Source organism: Microbispora oryzae, assembly GCF_017896165.1.
Lineage (GTDB): Bacteria > Actinomycetota > Actinomycetes > Streptosporangiales > Streptosporangiaceae > Microbispora > Microbispora oryzae.
This window is the reverse complement of the sequence record NZ_JAFCNB010000008.1, coordinates 158,578-183,187: the sequence shown is the minus strand read 5'-3', so window position 1 is coordinate 183,187 and position 24,610 is coordinate 158,578. Positions and strand designations below refer to the sequence as shown.

Genomic DNA, 24,610 nt, shown 5'->3' with positions numbered 1-24,610 from the left:
CTATCCCACGGCGGTCGCCGGCCCGCGGCGGGCGACCGCGTCAATCCGGGCGACTTCGAAGGAGAGTGATGAAGAGCCGCACCGCGGAACGTTTCCGGCTCATCGAGAAATCGGCCACCTACGCCGTCCTCGACCTCGTACGACGGTTGAGGGCGGAGGGGCGGTCGGTGCTCGACCTCGGAGGGGGAGAGCCTGACTTCGCCACCCCCCGGCACATATCCGACGCCGCCGTCGGCGCGATCGGCGAGGGCCGGACGCACTACACGGCCAGCCGGGGCCTGCCGGAGCTCCTGACCGCCGTCGCCGAGAAACTGGGCAAGGAGAACGGCCTCACGGTCGACCCGGCGGTCAACCTGATCGCCACCCCCTCGGCGAAGCACGCCCTGTTCATCGCTCTCACGACGATCCTCGATCCTGACGACGACCTGCTGGTCCCCACGCCCAGCTGGGTGAGTTACGGCGCGATGGCCCGGCTGGTGGGCGCCCGCCCGGTCGCCGTGGAGTTGCGGGGCGACGAGGGCTTCCGCATCACCCGCGAGGCGCTCGAACACGGCCGCACCGGCCGGACCAAGGCGATCCTGCTGAACAACCCGAACAACCCGACCGGCCGGGTGCTGAGCAGGGCGGAGGCCGAGGTCGTCGCCGCCTTCGCCGTCGAGCACGATCTGCTGATCGTCACGGACGAGATCTACGAGAAGATCCGTTTCGACGGCGGCGAGCACATCAGCGTCGCGAGCATGCCCGGCTGCGCCGACCGGACGATCACCGTGAACGGGTTCTCCAAGGCGTACGCCATGACCGGCTGGCGTCTCGGATACGTGGCGGCTCCCGCCGACATCGCGGCCGAGATGCTGAAGGTGCAGCAGCACACGGTCGGCTGCGCCGGCTCGTTCGTGCAGCACGGCGGTGTGGTGGCGCTCACCGGCGACCAGGAGCCCGTCCGGGCGATGACCGAGGAGTACCGGGCGCGGCGCGACCTGATCGTCGGCGGCCTCAACTCGCTGCCCGGCATCCGCTGCGCGCCGCCGGAGGGCGCGTTGTACGTGTTCCCCGACATCCGCGGGACGCGCTTCGCGGACTCCCAGGCGTTCACCGAGTGGCTGCTCCGCGAGGCGGGCGTCGCCGTCACCCCGGGGTCGGCGTTCGGCCCCGGGGGAGAGGGGCACATCCGGCTCTCCTTCGCCACGTCGCGAGACGTGCTGGAGGAAGCGATCGACCGGATGGCGGGCGTGCTGCGATGACCCGATCCGTGACGCTGGCCGTCGTGTCGGAGGACGCGGCCGGGCGGCAGGCCGCGGGGCACGCCCGCAAGGTGCTCGACGCGGTGCCGTACGAAGACGGGAACGCCGTGACGATCCGTACGTACGACCTCGGCTCGTGGGGCTCGTCCACGTCGCTCGATCCGCCTCGTGAGCTCGCCGGCGAACTCGCGCGTTGCGACGCCATCGTGGCGACGTCGTCCGGCGACGGGTCGCTCCCGGCGCACGGCAGGCTCGGCCGGCTGATCGAGGAGTTCGGGCAGCACATCCACGTCCGCCACGTCAGACGGCTGCCCGGGGTGCTCTCGCCGCTCGCCGGGCAGCCGGAGGTCGACTTCGTCGTCGTCCGGGACGTCGGTGAGGGCAACTACGGCGGGCGCGGGGCGGCGTTGTGGACGGGCACCCCACAGGAGATCGCCAGCGAGGTCGCCGTGCAGACCGCGCGGTGCGTCGACGCCGTGGTCGCGTACGCCTTCCGGCGCGCCGCGGCGCGGCCGCGCGGGAAGCTGACGCTCGTGCACAAGAGCAACATCCTCGTGCACGCGGCCCATGTCTGGAACCGGGCGGTGTCGCGGATCGCACCCGAGTTTCCCTCGGTGAGGGTGGAGTATCTGCATGTCGACGCGGCGGCGATGTTCGTCGTCAGCCAGCCCGAGCGGTTCGACGTGGTCGTCACGGACGGGCTGTTCGGCGATGTGATGATCGGCCTGGGCGGCGCCGTCAGCGGCGGAGGCCCGGCGGCCGGCGGCCACATCGCGGTGGAGGCCGGCGTGCCGTCGCTGTTCCGCCCGAGCGGCCCGCCGGGTGTCACCGGCGGCCCCGACGTGCGCGCCGTCGCCCTGGCCGCCGCGCTGGCGCTGGAGCACGCCGGACGCGCGGCCGAGGCGGCCCGCGTCGAGGCCGCGGTGCTGAACGACCTCGACGAGCACGGGACCCGCTCCGGCCGGTCGCCCGCGGCCGTCGGCGACGAACTGGCCCTGCGGGTGTCGCTCGACGGCCCGTAGCCGCCGGTCAGTAGTCCACGAGTCCGAACTCCCGGAGGAGTCCGGCGGCCCCCGCCTCGGTGAGGTGGACCACGCGCGGGGCCGTGCCGGGCTGCAGCCAGCCGAGCTCGAACAGCCTGCCGGTGATGGCCGCGCCGAGAGCGCCCGCGAGGTGATGCCGATGCTCGCTCCAGTCGACGCAGTAGCGCACGGCGGGACGGCGCGGCGGCAGCCGGTCGAGGTCCACGCCGAAGCGGGCGAGCTCGGCCCGGCCGTGGTCGGTCACCTGGTAACTGTGGTCATGACCGTACGCCGCGGGCCGGTCGCGGAACGCCTGTCCGGCCCGGTGTGTGCCGTCGTGGCCGGTCAGGACGTCGCGGTGCAGCAGGGCCTGCATGAGTGCGACGCCGAGCCGGCCCGCCAGGTGGTCGTAGCAGGTGCGCGACCGGCTGAGCGCGTTGGTGCGGCTGCTGTCCCGCAGGGTCCTGATCTTCGACGGCGGCGCGATGACCGCCAGCGCCTCCAGGGCGGCGCTCACCTCGGGCCCGGCCAGCCGGTGGTAGCGGTGCCGCCCGTGCTGTTCGACCAGGACCAGGCCGGACTCGACGAGTTTGCGGAGGTGCCCGCTGACGGTGGCGGCGCTGACGCCGGCCTCGGCGGCGAGCAGGCTGGACGGCAGCGAGCGGCCGTCGCCCAGCGCCTTGAGGATCCGGGCGCGCGAGGGGTCGGCGATCAGCGCGGCCGCCCGGGCGATGTCAGGTTCGCCGTTCCGCTCGGTTCGGTCGCGGCCCGGCTCGACTGTGCCAATGGAACGCATGTGTCCACGCTACGCCGGTGACGCTTCGGCGTGCGCCTAAGTATCCGACTCGGAGAATGAGGTCATGGACGTAACCGATCACAGCAAGGGCCGGCTCACGGCGGACGCCGCGTCCGGGCCTGTGGTGTCTGGGCCTGTGGCGTCCGGCCCCGTGGTGCCAGGCCCCGTGGTGCCAGGCCCTGTGGCGCCGGGCCCCGTCTCCGCGGCATCGGACGGAGGCGCCGCGCGCGGCACGTCCCTCGCCGCCGCGCCGCTGATCGCGCTCAGCCTCGGCTACTTCCTGGTGATGCTCGACGTCACCGTCGTGACCGTGGCGGTCCCGCAGATCCGCCACTCGCTGAACGCCGACGCCTCCTCGATGCAGTGGATCGTGGACGGGTACAGCACCATCTTCGCCGGACTGCTGCTGTTCGGCGGTGGCCTGGGCGACCGGCGGGGATACCGAAAGGTGTTCTTCGCGGGCCTGGTGGTCTTCGCCGCGGCCTCCGCCGGATGCGCGCTGGCGGCCACCGCCACCCAGCTCGTCGTCGCCCGGCTGCTCCAGGGCGCCGGGGCGGCCCTCCTCGTCCCGGCGTCCCTGGCACTGCTGACCGCGGCCTACCCCGACCGGGCGGTACGGGCCCGGGCCCTGGGCATCTGGGGCGGCATCGCGGGCGTCGCCTTCGCTGCGGGGCCCCTGGTCGGCGGGCTGCTGGTGTGGGGGCTCGACTGGCGGGCGGTGTTCTGGCTGAACGTGCCCATCGTGGTGGCCGCCATCCTGCTCACGCTGCGGCACGTGCCCGCGCCCGCGCCCCGTGGCGGATCGCGCCGGGTGGACGTGGTCGGCCAGGTCCTCGGCGTGGTGGGCCTGACGGCCGTGGCCGGCGCGCTGAACGAGGCGGCCGTCTACGGCTGGACGTCCGCGCGGGTCCTCGTCGCCCTGGCCGTGGGGCTGGTCACGCTGGCGGTGTTCGTCGTCCTGGAACGGCGGCTGGAGGTGGCGGCCAGGACGGACGCCACCGGGCGTCCCCCGATGCTCTCGCCGTCGTGGTTCCGCCGCAGCGGGTTCGCGGCCACCGCCGTGATCGGCGTCCTGCTCAACCTCGGCTACTACGGAATGCTGTTCCTCTCCACGCTCTACTTCCAGCAGGGGCGCGGCTACGACGCGCTGAAGACCGGGCTGGTGCTGCTGCCGTCGGTGTGCATGGCCCTGGTGGCGGCGCCGTTGTCGGGCCGGCTGACCGCCCGCTACGGTCCCTACCGGCCGATGGCGGTGGCCCTGCTGACCGGCACCGCCGGGTTCCTGGGCTGGCTCGTGGCCGGCCCGGACACCGCGTATCCGTTGCTGCTGTTCGCGCTCATCGTCACCGGCCTGGCCACGCCGCTGACGGTCCCGGCGGCCACCGCCGCGATCATCGAGTCGGCCCCGGTCGAGGCCGCCGGCGTGGCGACCGCCGTCTTCAACGTCGCACGTCAGGTGGGCAACGCGGTCGGGGTGGCCATGTTCGGCGCCCTCGCCGCGACGACCGGGCTGATCGGCGGGTTGCACACGTCCGCGCTGATCGCGTGTGCGGCCTTCTTCGCCGGAGCCCTGCTCGCACTGTTCGCCGGGCGGCAGCGGGTCGCCTCACCCGTCTGAGAACGGCGCTCGCGTCGGACGCCGCGGGCGGCCGGCGCATCGAGGCGAACGCACGAAGCCCAACGCATCGAGCCCAACGCATCGAGAGTAGGAGAACCATGGCTCACCGTGTGGCCATCAACGGCTTCGGCCGGATCGGCCGGACCATCGCCAGGGCGGCGCTCCGCCGTCCGGACATCGAGATCGTCGCCGTCAACGACCTCGTCGACCCCGAGCTGCTGGCCCATCTGCTGATGTTCGACTCCGTGCACGGCCGGCTGGAGGTTCCGGTCCACGCGGAGGGCGACCACATCGTCGTCGGCGACCGCCGCATGCGCGTGCTGAACGTCAAGGACCCGGCCGAGCTGCCGTGGGGGGAGCTCGGGATCGACGTCGTGATCGAGTCGACCGGCGTGTTCACCGACGCGGACAAGGCCGCCGCGCACCTGAGCGCGGGAGCGGGCCGCGTCCTGATCTCCGCCCCGGCCAAGGGCCCGGACCTCACCGTGGTGATCGGAGTGAACGCCGGCGACTACGACGGCACGCAGAAGATCATCTCGAACGCGTCGTGCACCACGAACTGCGTCGCGTTGCTGGCCAAGGTGCTCTCCGACTCCTTCGGCGTACAGCGGGGACTGATGAACACCGCGCACGCCTACACCAGCGACCAGCGCCTGCACGACGCGCCGCACCGGGACTACCGGCGGGCCCGGGCCGCCGCGGTGAACATCGTGCCCGCCAGCACGGGCGCGGCGCGGGCCATCGGAGTGGTCCTGCCGGAGCTGCAGGGCCGGATGGACGGCCTCGCCATGCGCGTCCCGGTGCCGGACGGCTCGATCGTCGACCTGACCGTCGAGCTGGAGGCCACGGTGACGGCCGAGGAGGTCAACCAGGCGTTCAAGCAGGCCGCGGACAACGAGCTGAAGGGGCTGCTGGTCTACACCGAGGCTCCCCTGGTCTCCACGGACATCGTGGGCAGCCCGGCGTCCTGCACCTTCGACGCCTCCCTGACCATGGTCTCCGACCGGCCGGGCAGCGGCTCGCTGGTCAAGGTCGTCGGCTGGTACGACAACGAGCGCGGCTTCTCGGAGCGCACCCTCGACCTGGTCGAGCTGGTCTGCGCCCGAGGGTGACCCGCCGGTCGCCCGACCGGCCGGGCGACCGGCGTGGCGAGGGCGGTCCCGGCCGCCACGACGGGGATCGTCGTGGCGGCCGGTGATCGGCCGGAGCCGCGTCTCGTGACCTTACGACTTCTGTCAAGGAAATCCGGATATCCAGTTGAACGTTCGCCGGTTCCCGGGTGGAACTGTTTGATCCGTCTTTCCTGACAGGCATAACCCCGTGGCCTGGTCGTCGCCCACGTCGCCGTGCAATTGCATCTCGCATTTCGGGATATCTATTTCGAAAAAGTTTCGACGTGTTGGTTAATTGGGTGATATTGACTATTATCTGACCGCTGCGAAAGTGCATCGATGCCAGGGGAAGCTCGCGACAGGGGGAGCGAAGCATGTGTGATGTCACTTTTCGGCGGGAGGACTTCGTCACCAGGACCCGCCGGAGGCCTCTGACCACCGTGCTGCTCGTCGATCACGACCCGATCTCCCGGCACGTTCTCGAAAGCACCCTGAGAGAGGCCCCGCACATCAGGCTGGTCGCCGGCGTCGACGGGCGGAGCCCGGTGGACGGCTGGCCCCTCACCGGGGTGGACACCGTGGTGCTCGCCGCCGAGGTGACGGAGCGGCTGCTCGACGTCATTCGCGACCTGGCCTCGCGACGGCTGCGCGTCCTCGTCGTGAGCGTCGGCTGGACCAGGCGGACCCTGAACGACGCGCTCGTCGCGGGTGTCGGCGGATGCCTGGTGAAGGACGCGCAGGGACGAGGGGTGAGCTCCGCCGTGCACGCCATGTCGGCCGGCCATCTGGTGCTCTCACCCATGCTGTGGCAGCTCATCGATCCGCCCGGCCGCACGGGTCAGGCCCCCGGCTGCCTGGCGGACGTCAGGGGAGACCGGCGCACCGCCCCGGCCGTCCTGCGCACGCTCACCGAACGGGAGCGTGAGGTGCTCACCCTGCTGTCGGCGGGCCTGTCCACGGCCGAGGCGGCCGATTCGCTGAAGGTGACCCCGGCGACCATCAAGAGCCACGTCTCCCACATCATGACGAAGTTCGGCGTGCGCAGCCGCCTGGAGGCCGTCCTCATGATGCGGAACGCGCTCGCCACGAGCTGCTCGCGCAGCGGATCGGCGGCGTGACCCCGGAAACGGCGGCGGCCCCGGCTCCCAGGGGGCGGGGAACCGAGGCCGCGCGGGTGGCCGCTCCTGCCCGGCTCAGGCGGGCAGGGGGCCGTCCAGGAGGGCGGTGGTGGTGGGCAGTGTGGGCCGCCTCCTGCGCTCGTAGTCGCTGATCTCCTCGTGGTGGCCCAGCGTCTCCATGACCGGGTCGAGGCCGCTCAGCAGACGGGCGCGGATCTCCTCGTCCAGGGAGAAGGGCTCGTCCACGCCGGCGCAGCGCACCCGGAGGCGTTCGAGGTCGACCGTGATCGGCACCCGCGGGTCGTCCTCGACGAGGTCCCAGAGCCGCTCCACCACGGCGGCGGGCAGCACCAGCGCGAGCAGGCCGTTCATGAGGGCGTTCTCACGGAAGATGTCGCCGAACCGCGGCGCGATCACGCACCTGAAGCCGTAGTCCTGCAACGCCCACACGGCGTACTCCCGGGACGACCCGGTGCCGAACTCGGTGCCCGCGACCAGGATCGTCGCGCCCCGGTGCTCGGGCCGGTTGAGCACGAACGACGGGTCGTCCCGCCAGTCGGCGAAGAGGGCGTCCGCGTGCCCGGTCCTGCTGGAGTGGGTGAGGAAACGCACCGGGATGATCTGGTCGGTGTCGACGTTGCCGCGCCGCAGGGGCACGCCCGTCCCGGTGTGGACCGTGAACTGCTTCATCCGCTGGACCTCACAAATCGCTCGGAGCCGTCAGCCGTCCCGCCACCGCGGTCGCCGCCGCGACGGCCGGTGAGACGAGGTGGGTCCGCGACCCCTTGCCCTGCCGGCCCTCGAAGTTCCGGTTGGACGTGGAGGCGGCGCGCTGCCCCGGCCGCAGCCGGTCCTCGTTCAGCGCCGCGCACATCGAGCACCCCGCCGCGGCGCGGAAGTCGGCCCCGGCCGCCGTGAAGACCCGATCGAGCTCCTCGGCCACGGCCTGCCGGCGCACCTCGGCGGACCCCGGGACGATGATCATGTGTACGCCGTCGGCGATCCGGCGGCCGTCCAGGACCTCGGCCGCGGCCCGCAGGTCCTCGATCCGGCTGTTGGTGCACGACCCGAGGAACACGGTGTCCACCGAGATGTCCCGCATCGGGGTGCCCGGCTTGAGATCCATGTACGTCAGGGCCTCTTCCGCCGCCGCGCGCTCCTGCGGATCGGCGAAGTCGGCCGGGGACGGGACGCTGCCCTCGATCGGCACGCTCTGGCCGGGATTGGTGCCCCAGGAGACGTAGGGCGTGAGCCGGCTCCCGTCGATGACGGTCTCGCGGTCGAACGTCGCGTCGTCGTCGCTGCGGAGCGTCCGCCAGTACGCGACCTCCCCGTCCCACGCCGCGCCCTGCGGCATGTGCGGCCGGTCCTTCATGTAGGCGAACGTGGTGTCGTCGGGGGCGACGATCCCCGCGCGGGAGCCGGCCTCGATCGTCATGTTGCACAGCGTCATCCGGGACTCCATCGACAGCGCCCGGATGGCGGGGCCGCGGTACTCGACCACGTGGCCCTGGCCTCCCGCTGTGCCGATCTGGGCGATGAGCGCCAGCACGAGATCCTTGGCGGTGACGCCCTCGGCCAGTTCGCCGGTCACCGTGACCGACATGTCCTTCATGCGCCTCATCACGAGGGTCTGCGTGGCGAGGACGTGCTCGACCTGGCTGGTCCCGATGCCCAGGGCGAGAGAGCCGAACGCGCCCTGGGTGGTGGTGTGCGAGTCGCAGCACACGATGGTCATTCCGGGCCGGGTGAGCCCGAGTTCGGGGCCGATCACGTGCACGATGCCCTGACGCGGGTCGCCCAGCCGGAACAGCGGGATGCCGTGCCGGGCGCAGTTCTCCCGGAGCAGCTCCGTCTGCCTGCGCGCGGCGGGATCCTGGATCAGCCGGTCCACGGCGATCGTCGGCGTGTTGTGATCCTCGGTGGCGATCGTGAGGTCGGGGCGGCGCACGGTGAGCCCCCTGGCCTGGAGACCGGCGAACGCCTGCGGGCTGTTGACCTCGTGGATCAGGTGGAGGTCGATGTAGATCAGATCGTCGTCGGCGCCGCCGCGCCGTACGCGATGCGCCTCCCAGATCTTCTGGGCCAGCGTGGAGCCCATCAGGTTCTCACCTTCTTCGTTCGAAGCGACCGGAGATGCGGGACGGACGCGCTCACGGCGCCGGCAGGGCCCGGCGCACCGAGGTGACCTCGGCGGTCCGCCGGATGAGCGTGATCGCCGCCTCGTGCAGCCGTTCGTCGGCCGCCGCCGTCGCGTCCTCCAGGACCCGGACACGATAGTCCCGATCATGGCCTTCCCGTACGGTCGACATGACGACCAGATCGGTGGAGACCCCCGAGAGCAGGAGGGTGTCGATCCGCTGGGTGCGCAGCAGCAGGTCGAGCTCGGTGCCGTAGAACGGGCTGAGCCGCCGCTTGGCGATGACCACCTCGCTGTCCTGCGGCTTCACCGCGTCGTGGACCTGCGTCCCCCACGTGCCGAGGATGAGCTTCCGCTCCCTGGGCGCGTCCGCGAAGATCATGGAGTCGGCCGGGCACTCCACGAAGGTGGGGGAGAAGCCGACGACGACGTAGATGACGGGGATGTCCGCGCTCCGCGCGTGCTGGATCGCCGTCGCGGCGTTCTCCAGGACGCCGCGACGGGCCACCTGCTCTGCGTAACCGTGGTCGGCGAACTTTCCCTCCGGATGCACGACGTCGTTGATCAGATCCATGACGAGCAGGGCGGGGCGGTGTCGATCCATCGTGGTCCCTCTGTTGTGCCGTTTCGGTTGGTGCGAGATCGGTTCGGTGAGATCGGTCGGTGAGATCGGTTGGGGGCGATCGCGGACGCGGACGCGGAGAGGCGCGGCCGGTGGCCGCGCCTCCGCTCACGTGCCGTTCGCTCCGGCGACGGGCTCGGTCGGCGCCTCGCGGAAGGCAAGGACGGTGAATCCGGTCTCCGTCTCGATCTGATGGACGCTGTCCGCGTCCTCGACGACCAGGTCACCCCTCGTGTACCGGTCGCCGTTGTCGTTGATCATTTCCCCGTCGAGGACGAACACCACCTCGAAGCCGAGGTGGCGATGCAGGTCGCCGTGGGCGCCGGGGCCGTACCGGACGAGGAACGCCTCGGCCCGCGGGCCCTTGGCGAGGGAGTGGATCTCCACTCCGGCTCGTCCCGGCTGCCGCCATTCCTTCCACTCGACGGCGTCGAGGCTCTCCGGCGACAGGAGGTTGCGCAGCACGGAGACGGTGCGTGCCGTGCTGTCGGCCAGGCTCATGGGCGACTCCCTGGAAGAGGTGGGGGGTGCGGTGGGTTTCCGCGGCTCACGGGGTGAGCGCGTGCGCGGCGATGGCGTCGGCGTCCCTGATGAACTCGTTCCAGGGCCCCGGACGTCCGCTGCCGACGAGGGTGAACCAGCGGGTGTGCTCCGCGGGGATGCCGAGCACGTAGACGCCGGTGTCCGGGACGCCGTCCCGGCCGATCGGGTGGAAGGGCGACCGGGTGATGGCCACGCCTCCGGTGGCGAACGCGTCGGGGCCCTCGCCGTTCACGAACTCGGTCCAGACGCCGCGGCCGTGCAGCCGGCGTACCAGGCGGGATGGGTCGCGCGGCATGTTGGGGTTGGGGACGCGCGCGTCGATCACGACGTCGAGCTCGGTCCGCGACCCCGCCACGTTCGGCGACGACACGGCGAACATGCCGCTCTCCTCGTCGCAGACGAAACGCGCGTTGGGCCCGGTGACGCGCAGCAGCCCGCATTCGATCAGGGCCAGCGCGTGCCGGACGCGGATCCGCGGCGGCCCGGCCGCCAGGAAGGAGCTTCTCGGCGAGAACCATTCGAGGAAGTCGGTCCGGTGTGATCGCGGGTGCAGGCCGCCGAAGTCGACCAGTTCCCGGATGACCCAGCGGGTGTCGCGCATCACGTCGAGCGCGGCCTTGAGCGGATCGTCGTAGTTTCCCCGCTCCGCGCGGTCGAGATCGTGATGCATCTCCCGGATCAGCGCGGCGTGGAACTCCTCAGGGCTGGAGAACGTCGCCCGGTCGAACGGACGGCTGAGCGCTTCGAGGTCGAACGGCGTGACGTCGCCGGCGCCGAACTCCGCGGCGATCGCGCGGACGTCGGGCACCCCGCGCTCGGCCCGGGCCGCCACCTCCGCGGTGAACGCGGCCGAGACCGCCTCGCCGGCGCCGGTCCGCAGCGTGGTGGCGTAGTAGACCAGCTCCATCTCGGCGATCACCCAGGGCTGGACCTCGGTGCCGAAGTCGAGCGGCTCCCGCCCCTGATGCGCCGTCCTGCGCCGGACCAGCTCCGGCCGGAACAGCGTCGGCTCGTACGAATACGTGGAGCTCTTCTGGTTGCGGCCGCGGGCGGGCAGGGGGACGCCGCTGCGGGAGCCGGCCACCAGGACGGGCTCCTCACCGCTCGGCTGGTAGACGGTCCTGTTCGGCTCGATCTCCAGGAACTTGCCGTTCCGTCCGAGCGTGAGGGCGAACATGACGTCGTAGAACGACAGCCCGATCCCGATGACGCCGACCGTCGACCCCGCGGGGATCTCGTCGAGCGGCATCTCCGAGGCGCTGTCCCCGCGGATGTAGCGCAGGTGGGGGCGCTCGCGGGCGAAGGCGGCCAGGGCCTGCTCCCTGCCGGTCAGATCCGGCAGGCCGTGCCCGATGGTGAGCACTACCCGGTCGACGGTCAGATGGCCGCCGCGGGCGAGGGCCAGCCGGTAGCCGTCCGTGGTGCGTTCCAGGTCCTCGACCAGGTCGGTGACCCGGTGCAGGCGCGCGCCCGGAGGGAGCGTCCGCTCCACCACGTCGAGCAGGAAGCGCATGTAGCGGCCGTGCAGCGCGCGCGGCGCGTAGCCGTTCGGGCCGGGGCACGCGGGATCCTGGGTGGCCCACCACTCGGCCAGGGAGGGCCCGGCGCCCGGCCGTACCGGACCGTCGTCGGGCGGGCCGGAGAACATCGTCACCTCTCCGGAAACGGTGTTCATCAGGAACCAGTCGGGCTGGTCGCTGCGCCACACGCGCCCGCACCCGACCTCGTGGGAGTCGATGAGGTGGATGTCGACCGGGCCGACGGGGGGATTTTCGGCGAGCCGGGCCGCGAGGCGTTCCAGGACGCCCATTCCCCTGGGGCCGCTTCCGACGATCGCGATGCGGCGCGGGCTCCCGCCCGCTCTCTCCGGTGAATCCACGGGTACGGACCTCTCGAATTCCTGACGCGATTCCGCTGGCGTGACGTCGGCAGGGCGAAACGCGGCGGTATCGTTCACTTTCGTCCTCTCAGACCGCCTGGCAGGAAATATGAGCGGCAAGCGGCCACGGATGTTCGCCGGGCCGCCTGCCGGGTTATCTAGGGTTTTTGGTCCGTTCTGTCCCAGGGTCATCTCTGCCATTGGGCCGATCAAGGTGGCCGCGTTCATGTTTGTCATCTGATCCGCTCATGGAAATGCGCGGAGCTGCGTTTTCCGACTGTGAGCACAATCGATCGGATGCATGAGGATGACCGGGTTGATCCAGTTTTGCGAGTCACGTTTACTGACAGGGAAGTCAAGCCGCGCGGTTGGCCGGCGTTCAACTCCCGAGATGCGGTGAGCGAACCGGCGCCCTGTCTGTGAGCAGTCCAGGCGTACGGCCGTGCGCGTCACCCCGAATTCCTCTGCCCGGAGGGACCTCACTGGGATGTACACGCAACAGCAACCTTCCGGAATGCCGTTCCACCGTTATCGGCCGTTCGAGCCGGTGCGGCTGACCGGCCGGACCTGGCCGGACAAGATGATCACGCAGGCGCCGCGGTGGTGCGCGGTGGACCTGCGCGACGGCAACCAGGCGCTGATCGACCCGATGGACGCCGACCGCAAGCTGAAGATGTTCGACCTGCTGGTACGGATGGGCTTCAAGGAGATCGAGGTCGGGTTCCCCGCGGCGTCGCAGACCGACTTCGACTTCGTCCGGCAGATCATCGAGGAGGACCGAGTCCCCTCCGGCGTGGTGATCCAGGTGCTGACGCAGGCGCGGGAGGAGCTGATCGAGCGGACCTTCGAGTCGCTGCGCGGAGCGCGGGCGGCCGTCGTCCACCTGTACAACTCCACCTCGACGTTGCAGCGGCGGGTGGTGTTCGGGCTCGATCGCGAGGGGATCACCGCGATCGCGGTGGAGGGCGCCAAGCTGTGCCGGAAGCTGGCGGAGGAGCTGACGGGCACGGACGTGTTCTTCCAGTACTCGCCCGAGTCGTTCACCGGCACCGAGCTCGACTACGCGCTCGAGGTGTGCGACGCGGTCACCGACGTGTGGCGGCCGACCCCCGACCACAAGGTGATCCTGAATTTGCCGGCGACGGTGGAGATGGCCACGCCGAACGTGTACGCCGACCAGATCGAGTGGATGCACCGCAACCTGGCGTACCGCGACTCGGTGGTGCTGTCGCTGCACCCGCACAACGACCGGGGGTCGGCGGTGGCGGCGGCGGAGCTGGGCTACATGGCCGGGGCGGACCGCATCGAGGGCTGCCTGTTCGGCAACGGCGAGCGGACCGGCAACGTCTGCCTGGTCACGCTGGGCATGAACCTGTTCTCCCAGGGGATCGACCCGCAGATCGACTTCTCGGACATGGACGAGATCCGCCGGGTGGTCGAGCACTGCAACCAGCTGCCGGTGCATCCGCGCCACCCGTGGGGCGGCGAGCTGGTCTACACGGCGTTCTCCGGCTCCCACCAGGACGCCATCAAGAAGGGGCTGGAGCGTCTGGAGCGGGACGCCGCCGCGGCCGGGGTCGGGCTGCGTGAGTTCGGCTGGGAGGTGCCGTACCTGCCGATCGACCCCAAGGACATCGGCCGCACGTACGAGGCCGTGATCAGGGTCAACAGCCAGTCGGGCAAGGGCGGCGTGGCCTACATCATGAAGGCCGACCACCAGCTCGACCTGCCGCGGCGGCTGCAGATCGAGTTCTCCCGCGTGATCCAGGCCCACACCGACGCCGAGGGCGGCGAGGTCACCGCCGCCGACATGTGGCGGATGTTCCAGCGGGAGTACCTGGTCGCCGGCCCGCGGCTGGAACTGATCGCCCACCGCGCGACCTCCGAGCTGGGCGAGGAGGACATGCTGAGCTGCGTGGTCCGGATCGACGGCAAGATCCGCCAGATCACGGGCGCCGGCAACGGGCCGGTCTCGGCCTTCGAGGACGCGCTCACCTCCGCCGGGATCGACGTGCGCGTCCTGACCTACGCCGAGCACGCGCTGGGCGCGGGCGGCGACGCCCGCGCCGCGGCGTACGTCGAGTGCGAAGTCGACGGCGTCGCCGTATGGGGCGCGGGCATCGACGACAACATCGTCACCGCGACCTTGATGGGAATCGTCTCTGCGATCAACAGGAGAGGTTGACTCCGCAATGGATTACCGAAAGCTCAACGAGCTCGTCCGGTTCGTCCGAGAGAAATCGCCTTTCTACGGGGAGCTCTACCAGGGGTTGCCCGACCGGATCGACGACATCACCACGCTCCCGATCGTCGACCACACGGCGTTCTGGGAGGCGAACACGACAGCGAAGAACCGGGTGCTCACGGCGCCGCTCACCGACGCCCTCATTTTCAAGACGGGAGGGACCACCGGAGCTCCCAAGTTCGCCGCCTATTCGTCCGGCGAGTGGCAGGACTTCGTCCTCGACCTCGGCCACTCCATGGTGCGGAACGGCCTCCACCACGGGCACCGGGTGGCCAACCTGTTCTACGGCGGAGAGCTGTACGCGAGCTTCGTCCTCTGGCACGAGGCGCTGATCCGGATCTCCACCGAGAACGTCCTGCTCCCCATGGGCGGCGCGGCCTCACCGGCGGCGATCTCCACGGTGCTGTCCGACTTCGAGGTGCAGGTCACCTGCTCCACGCCCACCACCATCTGCAGGGTGGCGAACCACCTGCTGGAGCAGGGGCGCACCCTTCCGTCGATGGAGATCGTCTTCTTCGCCGGTGAGCCGATCTTCGAGGACCAGCGGCGGCTGCTTGCCGCGGCCTTCCCCAACGCCGAAATCTGCGCGGCCATCTACGGCAGCGTCGACTCCGGGGTGATCGGCCGCCCGATGCGCGGGAGAGACCAGCGGCTCTTCCTCGGCCCCGACCGCGACGCGGTACTTGAGATCGTCGACGAGGTCACCGGTGAGCCCATCCGCGAGCCGGGACGGACCGGGCGCCTGATCAAGACGGATCTGCGCAGGCGGCTCCTGCCCGTGCTGCGTTATCCGGTCGGCGACCTGGCCGAGTGGGTGGATCCCGCGTCCGGTCTCTACCGCCTGAAGGGCCGGCACGTCGAGGGCCTCAGGATCGGCCCGGTGACCCTGTTCACCGAGGACGTCCGGGGCGTCGTCGACGGTCTCTCCACGGCCGACGCGATCATCGGGATGCAGCTCGTGGCCTATCGCTCCGACGGGCTGGACGGGCTCCTCATCAAGCTCGCGGCCCGGCCCGATTTCGCGGACGCCGACGCCACCGCCGCCGAGCTGATCGCGACGCTGGACAAGTGCCGCCCCCTGCTGGCCGAGACCGTGTCCGCCGGAATGATTCACCCGGTGCGGGTGGAGTGGAGCCGCTACGGCGATCTCGAGGTCAACAACCGCAGCGGCAAGCTGCGGGCCGTCATCGACACCCGGCCGACCGACTAGCGCGACAGGCAGACCGGAACGAGCCTCCACGCGATTTCGCGTCCTGTCCGCACCCGCCGGGCGGGACGTCCCTCCAATCAGCGGGATTAGGGGAAATGTCATGACAGAGACCATTCCGTCAGCCGCGGACGTCATCCCGGCCGTATTCGCGGCCCTGCCCGGCCAGAAGATCGAGCACCGCCCCCTCTCGTTCCGGCCGCTGGCGTCCGACGGGAGGGTGGGAGCCGAGATCCACGAGCTGTACACGACCGAGGAGACGGGGCCCGACGGCCCGGCTGCGGCCCTGGTCCGGTACCTGCCGGGCGCGACCGCCAAGCCGCACCTGCACCCGGGCTACGAGACGATCTACGTGCTCGGCGGCGAGCTGGAGACGGACGACGGGGTCTTCCCGGCGGGCAGCGTTCTGGTGATGCATCCCGGGAGCGTGCACGCCCCGCGCAGCCCGCGCGGATGCCTGACGCTCGTGGTGTGGGAACAGCCCGTACGAACGATCTGACCTCACTGCCGTTGTTTCTGTACCTACTAGTATGTACAGTACTGGCGTGGACACGGTAGAGCGTCTGATTGAAAGCACGCGCGAGCTCCTCTGGGAACGCGGCTACACCGGCACCAGCCCCCGGGCGATCCTCGAACGGGCCGGGGTGGGGCAGGGGAGCATGTACCACCACTTCGACGGCAAGGCGGACCTCGCCCAGGCGGCGATCGAGCGGACCACGCAGGAGCTGCGGACCGAGGTCGGCAAGCTCTTCGCGGGGCCGGGGCCCGCGCTCGATCGGATCACCACCTATCTGCGACGCGAGCGTGACGTCCTCAAGGGCTGTCCCATCGGACGGCTGACCCAGGACCCCGACGTCGTGACCAACCCCGACCTGCGCCGTCCGGTGGACGAGACGTTCGCGTGGCTCAAGGCCCTGCTCACGGCGGTGCTGACCGACGGCCAGAACAACGGCGAGCTGGACGCCTCCCTGGATCCGGCCGCCACGGCGTCGACCATCATCGCCGTGATGCAGGGCGGCTACGTCCTGGCCAGGGCGGGGAACGATCCCGCCTACTTCGATCAGGCCATGGTGGGCGTCGTGGCCCTGCTCGACCGTGCCCGTACGGACGCCGGCCGCGCCTCCTGACCGCCGGCGTCCGGAGCGCCCTCGGATTTCCCTCACCTGACCTGGGAGCACACATGACCGACCGGCAGGAAGCCATCGTCGGAGAAGAGCCGTTGCCACCTCCACCGGAAGCCGCGCAGGAGGCCCGGCAGGAGACCCGGCAGCCGGAACCCGAGGACGCCGGGGTCGCGCGTCATCCGGGGATCGCCTTCACCCTCGCCGTCGTCGGCTATTTCATGATCGCGCTCGACATGACGATCGTGAGCGTCGCGATGTCGGCCATCAGCAAGGGCCTCGACTTCTCCGGCAGCGCGCTTTCGTGGATCACGACGTCGTTCACGCTGACGTACGCCGGGTTCATGATGTTCGGCGGGCGCGTGGTCGACCTGTTCGGGCGCCGGCGTTCCTTCGTCCTCGGGATCGGCCTGTTCACCGCCGCGTCGCTGGTCTCCGCGATCGCCCCCAACGGCGGGGTGCTGATCGCGGCGCGGGCGGTGCAGGGCCTGGGCGCCGCCATCACGACGCCGTGCACCCTCGCGCTCATCCTCGACCTCTATCCGGACGGCCCGCGGCGGCGCCGGGCGATGGGCGCGTTCCAGGCGGTGATCGGCTCGGGCGCCGGCTTCGGCCTGATGCTCGGCGGGGTGCTCACCGACGCCTTCGGCTGGCGGTGGCTCTTCCTGGTCAACGTGCCCGTCGGCGGCCTCATCCTCGCGCTGACGCCGTTGTTCATCCCCACGCAGGTCAGGGCCGCGGTCCGGGCCCGCAGGTTCGACGCGCTCGGCGCGGTGACCATCACGGCGGCGCTGGTCCTGCTGATCTACACCCTGTCCGAGACGGCGCAACGGGGGTGGCTGAGCACCGCCACGCTCGGCGGCGTCGCGGGCGCCCTGCTGCTGCTCGTCGCCTTCGTGCTGAACGAGCGGCGCAGCCCCGATCCGCTGCTACCGCTGCACATCCCGCGCAATCCGGTCGTCTACACGGCGAACCTGCGGGCGGGACTGGTGTCCGGGGCGTTCCTGTGCGCGCTGGTCTTCCTCGCCCTCGACGACGAGCAGGTGATCGGCCACACGCCCACCCAGGCGGGCCTGACCATCCTGCCGACCGCCGTGATGATCCTCGCCCTCGGCCGGATCGGCCCGCGCATCGTCGGCCGCTTCGGCATCCGGCTGGTGGCGCGGACCGCGCCGCTGATCATGGCGGCCGGCTTCCTCTGGCTGGCGGTCACGCCGTCGCTCTCCTTCCTGACGAGCAGGCTCGGGCCGGAGCTGCTGATCGGCTTCGGCGCGACGCTGGCCAACCTCTCCAACACGCTGGCCGCCACCGGAGCCGCCCGGCCCGCGGAGCGCGGCGTGGTCTCCGCCCTGCAGTACACGGCTCAGCAGACCGGGTCGTCCGCGGAGGTCGCGGCCTTCGTGGCACTCGCCGCCGCGCACACCGCGCAGCTGATGACCGGCCCGTCGCCGATCGGCTACACGTCCGCGCTGCACCAGGGCTTCCAGTTCGCCTTCCTCGCCGCCGCGATCGCCGGCTGCCTGGCCGCCCTCCTGGCCGTACGGCGGGCCAACTTCCCCGCCTGAGCGTCCCCGCCGTCGTGCCGGCCCGCCCGCGCCGGTACGACGGCGGCGGGCTGAGCAGCTCCTGGTGACGTCGTCTCCGTGCGGATCGCCGCACGGGCGAGAAGAATCCGCTACCTTCGTACAAGCGGTGACGAATCCATAGCTCGATGTCATGATTGGAGTCGCTTCTCGCGATTCTCCCACCGAAGTCACAGGGAGCACGCCGATCCTCCCATTAGGGGGACCGATAACGGCGGCGAGTGACTCGTGGAGGCGATTATGCGCGGGCCTCATGGGCAATGGGTATTTCCGCCCCGGTTGGGGAAAGGTCTAACGAGTCATATAGGTCGGACAATGGGGTGCCGATGAGGTCGCAGATGGTTCTCCGCCGTCTGCCGTTCGTCGTTATGGGCCTTGTGGCCCTGGTCGACGTGCTCGTCGGCCCGTCCCTGGGCTTCCTGCCGCTGCTGACGCTGGGGCCGACGTTCGCCTCGGTCTCGGGGAGCGTCCGCCGTACGGCGGCGGTGGGGGCGCTCGCCGTCACCATCTGCATTCCCCTGGCCGCCTACAGCCACCTGCTCGGCAAGCCGCAGAACAACCTCACCATCGCGACGATCGCCGGCATCACCTGCGCGAGCATGCTGGCGAGCTGGTTGCGGACCCGGCGCGAACGCGAGCTGGCGAACGTGCGGATGGTGGCGGAGGCCGCGCAGCGGGTCCTGCTGCGGCCGGTTCCGCGCCGCGCGGGAGAGCTGCGCATCGCCCTGTCCTACACCTCCGCCGCGGCCGAGGCCCAGATCGGGGGCGACCTCTACGAGGTCGTGACCACGCCTGACGGTGTGCGGCTGCTGATCGGCGACGTGCAGGGCAAGGGCCTGGAGGCCGTGGAGACGGCGGCCTGGGTGCTCGGGGCGTTCCGGGAGTCCGCCTACGACCAGCCCGAGCTGCTCGGAGTCGCCGAGCGGCTGGAGACCAGCCTCGCCCGCCATCTGGGCGGGGAGAAATTCGTCACGGCCATCCTGGCGGAGGTGCGCGGCGACGACATCCTCCTGCTCAACTGCGGCCATCCCGCTCCTGTCGTCCTGAGTCAGGACGGCGAGGTGCGCCACGCGGAGCCGCCGGAGGAGGGGGCGCCGCTCGGACTGGGACAGCTCGGGCTGTCGCTGCCGAAGCCCTATCACGTCCCCTTCGCCCACGGCGACCAGATCCTCTTCTACACCGACGGCGTCATCGAGGCCAGGAACCGGGACGGGGAGTTCTATCCGCTCGAGGAACGCACGCACCTGCTGCTCGGACCCGATCCGCAGGAGGCCCTGGACCAGTTGCGCGCCGACCTGCTGCACCACGTCGGCGGCCCCGTGCCGGACGACGCCGCGATGCTGCTGCTCCGCCGGCACGGAGCCTGAGGGCCGCGCTTTCACGCGGCTTCACGCGACTTCACGTGCTGTCACGCCAGGTAGCGCAGCCAGAGGTACGGCACGACCAGGGCGACCGTGACGACGGTGACGACCAGGCCGTAACGGGTGAACTGCCAGAAGCTGATCGGTGTGCGGTTGCGGGCCGCGACGCCGAGGACCACGACGTTGGCCGCCGCTCCCACGGCCGTCGCGTTCCCGCCCAGGTCGGCGCCGAAGGCCAGCGCCCACCACAGGGCGCGGGCCGGCCCCCGCGCGCCCTCGACCTGGATCACCTCTTCGACGACGGGACTCATGGTCGCCACGTACGGGATGTTGTCCACGATCGCCGACAGCACGGCGGAGACCCCGAGCAGCCCGAACATCGCCGCCTCCGGCCGTCCGGCCGTCGCGTCCCCGGCGACGTGGGACAACCGGTCGATGACGCCGGTCTCCACCAGGCCGCCCACCATGACGAACAGTCCGGCGAAGAACACCAGAGTCGGCCACTCCACCTCCGACAGCGCCCGCGTCGTGGTGATCTTGGTAACGGCGACGAGGGCGCCGGCGCCGAGCAGGGCGACCACGGACGGCTCGTAGTGCAGTACCGGGTGCAGCACGAACGCCGCCATGACGAGCGCGAGCACGGCCAGGCTCTGCACCAGGAGACGCCGGTCGGCGAGGGCCTCCCGCTCGTCCAGGGACATGACCGCCGACGCGAGCTCCGCGTCGTATTTGAGGTACCGCGCGAAGATCAGCCGGCACAGGGCGAGGAACACCACCATCAGAATGACGATCATCGGCGCCATGTGGACGAGGAAGTCGTTGAAGGTCAGGCCGCCGCGGCTGGCGATGATGATGTTGGGCGGATCGCCCACCAGGGTGGCCGCGCCGCCGATGTTCGAGGCCATCGCCTCCGCGATCAGGAACGGCGCCGGCGCGAGAGCCAGCCGTTCGCACACAAGGATCGTGACCGGCGCGATGAGCAGCACCGTGGTGACATTGTCCAGTAGCGCCGAGGCGATCGCGGTGATGACGACGAGCAGCGCCATCAGCCGGAACGGACGTCCCCGGGCCCGTTTGGCCGCCCAGATGGCCAGGTATTCGAAGACACCGGTCTCCTTGAGCACCCCGACGATGACCATCATGCCGAGCAGCAGGAAGATAACGTTCCAGTCGATGCCCGCGTGCGGCGAGAAGAAGGCCGCCTTGGCGTCGCTCGCGTGAATGAGCAGCATGATGCCCGCGCCGCCGAGGGCGGCGGCCACCCGGTGGATGCGTTCCGTGGCGATGAAGACGTAGGCGATCAGGAAGACGGCGACACTGAGCCAGGCGAGGGTGCTCATGCCCTCAGCGTCCCGTTGATGGTGAGCAGATTACGGGGCTGCACCGGCACATCCTTCGCATAGAGGACACGGACCTGCCGACCAGGCTTCCCGGCTCACCAAGGTCCACCCTATGCGGAAACGCCGTTCTGGCGACATAGCGCCCGAACACTCTCCGGCGGCCGACGCCGCCGGAGAGACGGTGCGGCCGCCGGGGCCGGTGGGATCACCACCGGCCCCGTGGGCGGTCAGACCGAACCGGTCATCGCCGCGTGGAGCCGCAGGTATGGCGCGGCGTCCGCGGACCTGTTCTGCCGCTCCAGGGTGCGGCCGAGCAGCAGATAGGCGTACTCCTCGGCCGGATCGCGCTCCAGGATCAGCCGGAGCTCCGACTCGGCCCGGCCGAGCTGGGCCGAGTGGTAGTAGGCGCGGGCCAGCAGCAGCCGGGCCGCGAGATCACCCGGGGCCTCGCCCACGACCTCCGTCAGGATGCTCGCGGCCCCGATGTAGTCCTTCAGCTCGAAGAACAGCCTGCCGCGCGCGTACCGCTCGGCCAGCGTCTCCATGTGTCACTCCGTTCCGGTTGTCAGAGGGCCGTCGGTGTGCGGGACCCGCTCGGGGGGGATGACGCCCAGGCGGCCCGCCTGGTAGTCCTCCATCGCCTGGATGATCTCGTCGCGGGTGTTCATCACGAACGGGCCGTAGTGGACGACGGGCTCACGGATCGGCTGCCCGCCGAGCAGCAGCACCTCCAGGTTGGGCTCCGCCTGGGGCTGGGCGGTGTCCGCGGCGACGGTCAGCGACCCGCCCGCGCCGAAGGTGGCCAGCTGGCCCTTGCGGAACGGCCGCCGCTCGGCCCCCGCGAACCCCTGACCGGCCAGAACGTAGGCCAGAGCGTTGAAGCCGGGGTTCCACGGCAGGTCGAGCCGGGCGCCGGGGGCGATGGTCGCGTGCACCATCGTGATCGGCGTGAACGTGACGCCGGGACCGGCGTGTCCGTCCAGTTCGCCGGCGATCACCCGCAGCAGCGCGCCGCCGTCGGACGAGGCGAGCAGCGCCGCCTCGCGAGCCCGGATGTCCTGGTAGCGCGGCAGGTGGAACTTGTGCGCCCGGGGGAGGTTGACCCACAGCTGGATGCCGTGGAACAGGCCGCCCGAGACCACCAGGTGCTCCGGCGGCTTCTCGATGTGCAGCAGGCCCGCCCCGGCGGTCATCCACTGGGTGTCGCCGTCGGTGATCGTGCCGCCGCCCCCGTTGGAGTCCTGGTGCTCGAAGACACCGTCGATCATGTAGGTGACGGTCTCGAATCCGCGGTGCGGATGCCAGGGCGTGCCCTTGGGCTCACCGGGGGCGTACTCGACCTCGCCCATCTGGTCCATGTGGATGAACGGGTCAAGCACGGACTGGGGGACCCCGGCGAACGCGCGGCGGACGGGAAAGCCTTCACCCTCGAGCCCGCTGGGCGCGGTCGTCACCGACCGCACGGGGCGCGGTCCGGCGACGGCCGGATCGGGTACGACGACGCGCGGCAGCGTCAGGGTGTCGGCGGTGACGGCTGGCATGGCCACCCTCCTGATTGAAAGTTAAAACACTGACGCCTTGAACCAACCGCGGCTCTCATACATTCCCGGACCGTCCCGGTTTGGGGGTAAGAGACGGATCGGGCCGGGATGGAGGTCCCGGCCCGATCTCACTTCTGCCTTCCCGGAGGGCTCAGGGGCTGGTGCAGGTCACGGTCGGCGTGGCCGCGGATCCGTTGCCGAGGAACCCGAAACTGGTGGACCCGCCGGCCGCGATCGAGCCGTTGTAGGACACGTTGCGGACGGTCACCTCGGAGCCGGAGGTGCTCAGGTCACCGCTCCACGCCTGGCTGATCGTCTGCCCGCCGGTCCAGGTCCACTTCACCGTCCAGCCGTTGATCGCCGAGCTGCCCGCACGGACGGTCACGTTCGACTGGAACCCGCCCGGCCACGAGTTCGTGGTCTCGATCGTCGCCGAGCACGCACCGGTCACCGGAGTGGACGGAGAGGCCGACGGGGACACGGACGGAGACACGGACGGAGAAGCCGACGGGGACGCCGACGGCGACCGGCTCGGCGTCGCGGAGGGAGAAGGCGACATCGGCGGGGTGGACTGGAACTGCGTGAAGAACTTCCACACCTCTCCCGAGGTCCAGGTCTGCCAGCCGTCACAGGTGCACCCGTCCCGCGGGCCGGGGTCGTGACCGGCTCCGTCGAAGGCGGCCCAGACGACCGGATATCCGGCCCGGCAGCCGGAGTAGTAGGTGACGATGTGGGTCAGGCTGCCCTGCGCGGGCTCGGGCGGGTTCTGCGGGGTGCAGCCGTTGTTCCTGACGAACGTGTCACGCAGCGACCGCCCGGAGGAGATGGGCAGCACGTTGTCCCGCAGGCCGTGGAGGCCCATGTAGCCGACCGGCTGCGTGCCGCCGCTGCACCCGCTGAGGTTCGCCCCGGAGTAGACCGCGACCGCGCGGAAGACCGTCGGACGGGCACAGGCCAGCGCGTACGACATCGCACCGCCGTAGCTGAACCCCGAGGAGAAGATCTGCGCCGTGTCGACGCACAGGGCCGCCTCGATCTGCTGAAGCATGTCGTCGACGAAGGTCACGTCCCGGCCGCCGGAGTTGGCCCAGCCGTTGCCGATGCCCTGGGGCGCGACGAAGATCGTGCTGTTGTTGGCGTTGTCGGCCAGGCGCCGCAGGCCGTAGTACGACCAGTTGTACCCGTCGGTCCCGCCCGAGTCGACGTCGTTGGCGGTGCCGCCGTTCCAGTGGAACCCGAAGATCAACCGGTAGGGGTGGTTGTTGTCGTAGGCGGCCGGGACCCGCAGGATGTAGCTGCGGCTCTGGCCGCCGCTCGTGATCGTGTGGGAACCGCTCGCCAGCGCGGGGGCCTTGCCACATCCGCCGGTCGCCGCGGCCGCGACCGACGCGCTTTCGCCGATGCTGCTCAGCGCCGCCTGGGCCGTGCCCAGGACGAGTAATACCGAGGCCGCGACGGCGGCGAAGACAGATCTATTCCTTGACATCATGCAATTTCCTCTGCCGTTCAAATAGGGAGACCATTTGTTTCTCCTCGACCGGCCGGCGCTCCCGAGATGTAGTCGAACCTTGGTTGCGCCCGCCGTCGGCCGACCCGGAACGGCGTGGCGACCAGCCATCGCTTTCAGCGTGCGTATGCTCAGCCCTTCCCTGCCGCCGGTGAGCAGGGCGGATTCAGGCGTGTGGCCGGCGCCGGCACCCGTCTCCCGAGGCGGAAAAGGAGGCAGGGGTCGGAGCGGGCTTCTGATCCGGCAATGCCCGGTGAATGCGGCGGATGCCGCCTCTCCGGTGAACTGGACCGCACTGGCGTTCACGGCTGGTCGAGCCGTAGGGGTTGGCGCTAATATCGTGGAGGGTGTCGAGTGCTCCTCTCTTCCGACTGGCGGGAGACGCTAGTGGAGCGGAGCAAATAGGACGCCACTGAGGAATGTCAAGGATCCGGCTTTTCTCCGCGCGGACCGATCGCCGAAAAAGGCCATTCCTCTGTTTCTGACCAGGTAGACGGTCGCGGTCATCGCCGATGCGCCGGGGTGAAAGTTTCACCGTGGGTGGTCGTGAAATTTTCACCCGCGTGGCTCCGTGTGTCCGGCGACGAGGTCGCCGAACCGTTCGATGCCCCCTT

At 70.5% G+C, this 24,610-nt stretch carries 21 protein-coding genes; 11 read left to right on the top strand and 10 right to left on the bottom strand.

Features of this window, described 5'->3' with window-relative positions; genetic code table 11:
* The first annotated feature begins 68 nt into the window (after positions 1-68).
* Positions 69-1,241 (top strand): pyridoxal phosphate-dependent aminotransferase, encoded by a 1,173-nt coding sequence (locus JOL79_RS17020; protein ID WP_210156799.1) that lies wholly within the window; start codon positions 69-71, stop codon positions 1,239-1,241.
* Entirely contained in the window at positions 1,238-2,263 is a 1,026-nt protein-coding gene (locus JOL79_RS17015; protein ID WP_210156798.1) for an isocitrate/isopropylmalate family dehydrogenase, read from the top strand. The genes JOL79_RS17020 and JOL79_RS17015 overlap by 4 nt, the downstream gene beginning before the upstream one ends.
* A 7-nt stretch (positions 2,264-2,270) precedes the next feature.
* On the opposite strand, the gene JOL79_RS17010 is transcribed toward JOL79_RS17015, so the two are convergent.
* Positions 2,271-3,059 carry an ArsR/SmtB family transcription factor gene (locus JOL79_RS17010; RefSeq protein ID WP_210156797.1) on the bottom strand — a complete coding sequence of 263 codons (789 nt, stop codon included), beginning with the start codon at positions 3,057-3,059 and terminating at the stop codon, positions 2,271-2,273.
* 64 nt (positions 3,060-3,123) lie between these two features.
* Between JOL79_RS17010 and JOL79_RS17005 the strand changes: the two genes are divergently transcribed.
* From JOL79_RS17005 to JOL79_RS16995, 3 genes are all read left to right on the top strand, one after another.
* Complete coding sequence (locus JOL79_RS17005; RefSeq protein ID WP_210156796.1) at positions 3,124-4,677, top strand: MFS transporter; 1,554 nt, start codon at positions 3,124-3,126, stop codon at positions 4,675-4,677.
* A gap of 98 nt (positions 4,678-4,775) precedes the next feature.
* A complete protein-coding gene (gene gap, locus JOL79_RS17000; protein WP_210156795.1) occupies positions 4,776-5,789 on the top strand; it encodes a type I glyceraldehyde-3-phosphate dehydrogenase in 1,014 nt (337 codons plus the stop codon).
* Between the two features lie 374 nt (positions 5,790-6,163).
* On the top strand, positions 6,164-6,907 hold the full coding sequence (locus JOL79_RS16995) for a LuxR C-terminal-related transcriptional regulator (RefSeq protein ID WP_210156794.1): 744 nt from the start codon (positions 6,164-6,166) through the stop codon (positions 6,905-6,907).
* Positions 6,908-6,982: 75 nt separating this feature from the next.
* Here the strand turns inward: JOL79_RS16995 and leuD are convergent, their stop codons facing one another.
* The 5 genes from leuD to JOL79_RS16970 form a co-directional block, all read right to left on the bottom strand.
* Positions 6,983-7,597 carry a 3-isopropylmalate dehydratase small subunit gene (gene leuD / locus JOL79_RS16990; protein WP_210156793.1) on the bottom strand — a complete coding sequence of 205 codons (615 nt, stop codon included), beginning with the start codon at positions 7,595-7,597 and terminating at the stop codon, positions 6,983-6,985.
* A gap of 10 nt (positions 7,598-7,607) precedes the next feature.
* Positions 7,608-9,008, bottom strand: coding sequence for a 3-isopropylmalate dehydratase large subunit (gene leuC, locus JOL79_RS16985; protein WP_210156792.1), 1,401 nt, complete (start codon positions 9,006-9,008; stop codon positions 7,608-7,610).
* Between the two features lie 52 nt (positions 9,009-9,060).
* Complete coding sequence (locus JOL79_RS16980; RefSeq protein WP_210156791.1) at positions 9,061-9,651, bottom strand: cysteine hydrolase family protein; 591 nt, start codon at positions 9,649-9,651, stop codon at positions 9,061-9,063.
* Positions 9,652-9,777: 126 nt separating this feature from the next.
* Entirely contained in the window at positions 9,778-10,170 is a 393-nt protein-coding gene (locus JOL79_RS16975) for a cupin domain-containing protein (RefSeq protein WP_210156790.1), read from the bottom strand.
* Positions 10,171-10,216: 46 nt separating this feature from the next.
* Positions 10,217-12,091 carry an FAD/NAD(P)-binding protein gene (locus tag JOL79_RS16970; protein WP_210156789.1) on the bottom strand — a complete coding sequence of 625 codons (1,875 nt, stop codon included), beginning with the start codon at positions 12,089-12,091 and terminating at the stop codon, positions 10,217-10,219.
* A gap of 487 nt (positions 12,092-12,578) precedes the next feature.
* On the opposite strand from JOL79_RS16970, the gene leuA reads away from it, so the two are divergent.
* From leuA to JOL79_RS16940, 6 genes are all read left to right on the top strand, one after another.
* The gene (gene leuA / locus JOL79_RS16965) at positions 12,579-14,276 is read left to right on the top strand and encodes a 2-isopropylmalate synthase (RefSeq protein WP_210156788.1); all 1,698 of its coding nucleotides are present in this window, start codon (positions 12,579-12,581) and stop codon (positions 14,274-14,276) included.
* Positions 14,277-14,283: 7 nt separating this feature from the next.
* Positions 14,284-15,546, top strand: coding sequence for an AMP-binding protein (locus tag JOL79_RS16960; RefSeq protein ID WP_210156787.1), 1,263 nt, complete (start codon positions 14,284-14,286; stop codon positions 15,544-15,546).
* A 100-nt stretch (positions 15,547-15,646) separates the two neighbouring features.
* Positions 15,647-16,042, top strand: a complete 396-nt coding sequence (locus JOL79_RS16955) for a cupin domain-containing protein (RefSeq protein ID WP_210156786.1) — start codon at positions 15,647-15,649, stop codon at positions 16,040-16,042.
* A gap of 46 nt (positions 16,043-16,088) precedes the next feature.
* Positions 16,089-16,670, top strand: a complete 582-nt coding sequence (locus JOL79_RS16950; protein ID WP_307848568.1) for a TetR/AcrR family transcriptional regulator — start codon at positions 16,089-16,091, stop codon at positions 16,668-16,670.
* Between the two features lie 53 nt (positions 16,671-16,723).
* Complete coding sequence (locus JOL79_RS16945; RefSeq protein ID WP_210156784.1) at positions 16,724-18,229, top strand: MFS transporter; 1,506 nt, start codon at positions 16,724-16,726, stop codon at positions 18,227-18,229.
* A 356-nt stretch (positions 18,230-18,585) separates the two neighbouring features.
* A complete protein-coding gene (locus JOL79_RS16940) occupies positions 18,586-19,614 on the top strand; it encodes a PP2C family protein-serine/threonine phosphatase (RefSeq protein ID WP_230984914.1) in 1,029 nt (342 codons plus the stop codon).
* A gap of 41 nt (positions 19,615-19,655) precedes the next feature.
* Here the strand turns inward: JOL79_RS16940 and JOL79_RS16935 are convergent, their stop codons facing one another.
* The 4 genes from JOL79_RS16935 to JOL79_RS35965 form a co-directional block, all read right to left on the bottom strand.
* Complete coding sequence (locus JOL79_RS16935; RefSeq protein WP_210156782.1) at positions 19,656-20,948, bottom strand: ArsB/NhaD family transporter; 1,293 nt, start codon at positions 20,946-20,948, stop codon at positions 19,656-19,658.
* Between the two features lie 227 nt (positions 20,949-21,175).
* On the bottom strand, positions 21,176-21,493 hold the full coding sequence (locus JOL79_RS16930) for a tetratricopeptide repeat protein (RefSeq protein WP_210156781.1): 318 nt from the start codon (positions 21,491-21,493) through the stop codon (positions 21,176-21,178).
* Positions 21,494-21,496: 3 nt separating this feature from the next.
* Complete coding sequence (locus tag JOL79_RS16925) at positions 21,497-22,489, bottom strand: pirin family protein (RefSeq protein WP_210156780.1); 993 nt, start codon at positions 22,487-22,489, stop codon at positions 21,497-21,499.
* 151 nt (positions 22,490-22,640) lie between these two features.
* Positions 22,641-23,978 (bottom strand): CE1 family esterase, encoded by a 1,338-nt coding sequence (locus tag JOL79_RS35965; protein ID WP_210156779.1) that lies wholly within the window; start codon positions 23,976-23,978, stop codon positions 22,641-22,643.
* Positions 23,979-24,610 lie beyond the last annotated feature (632 nt).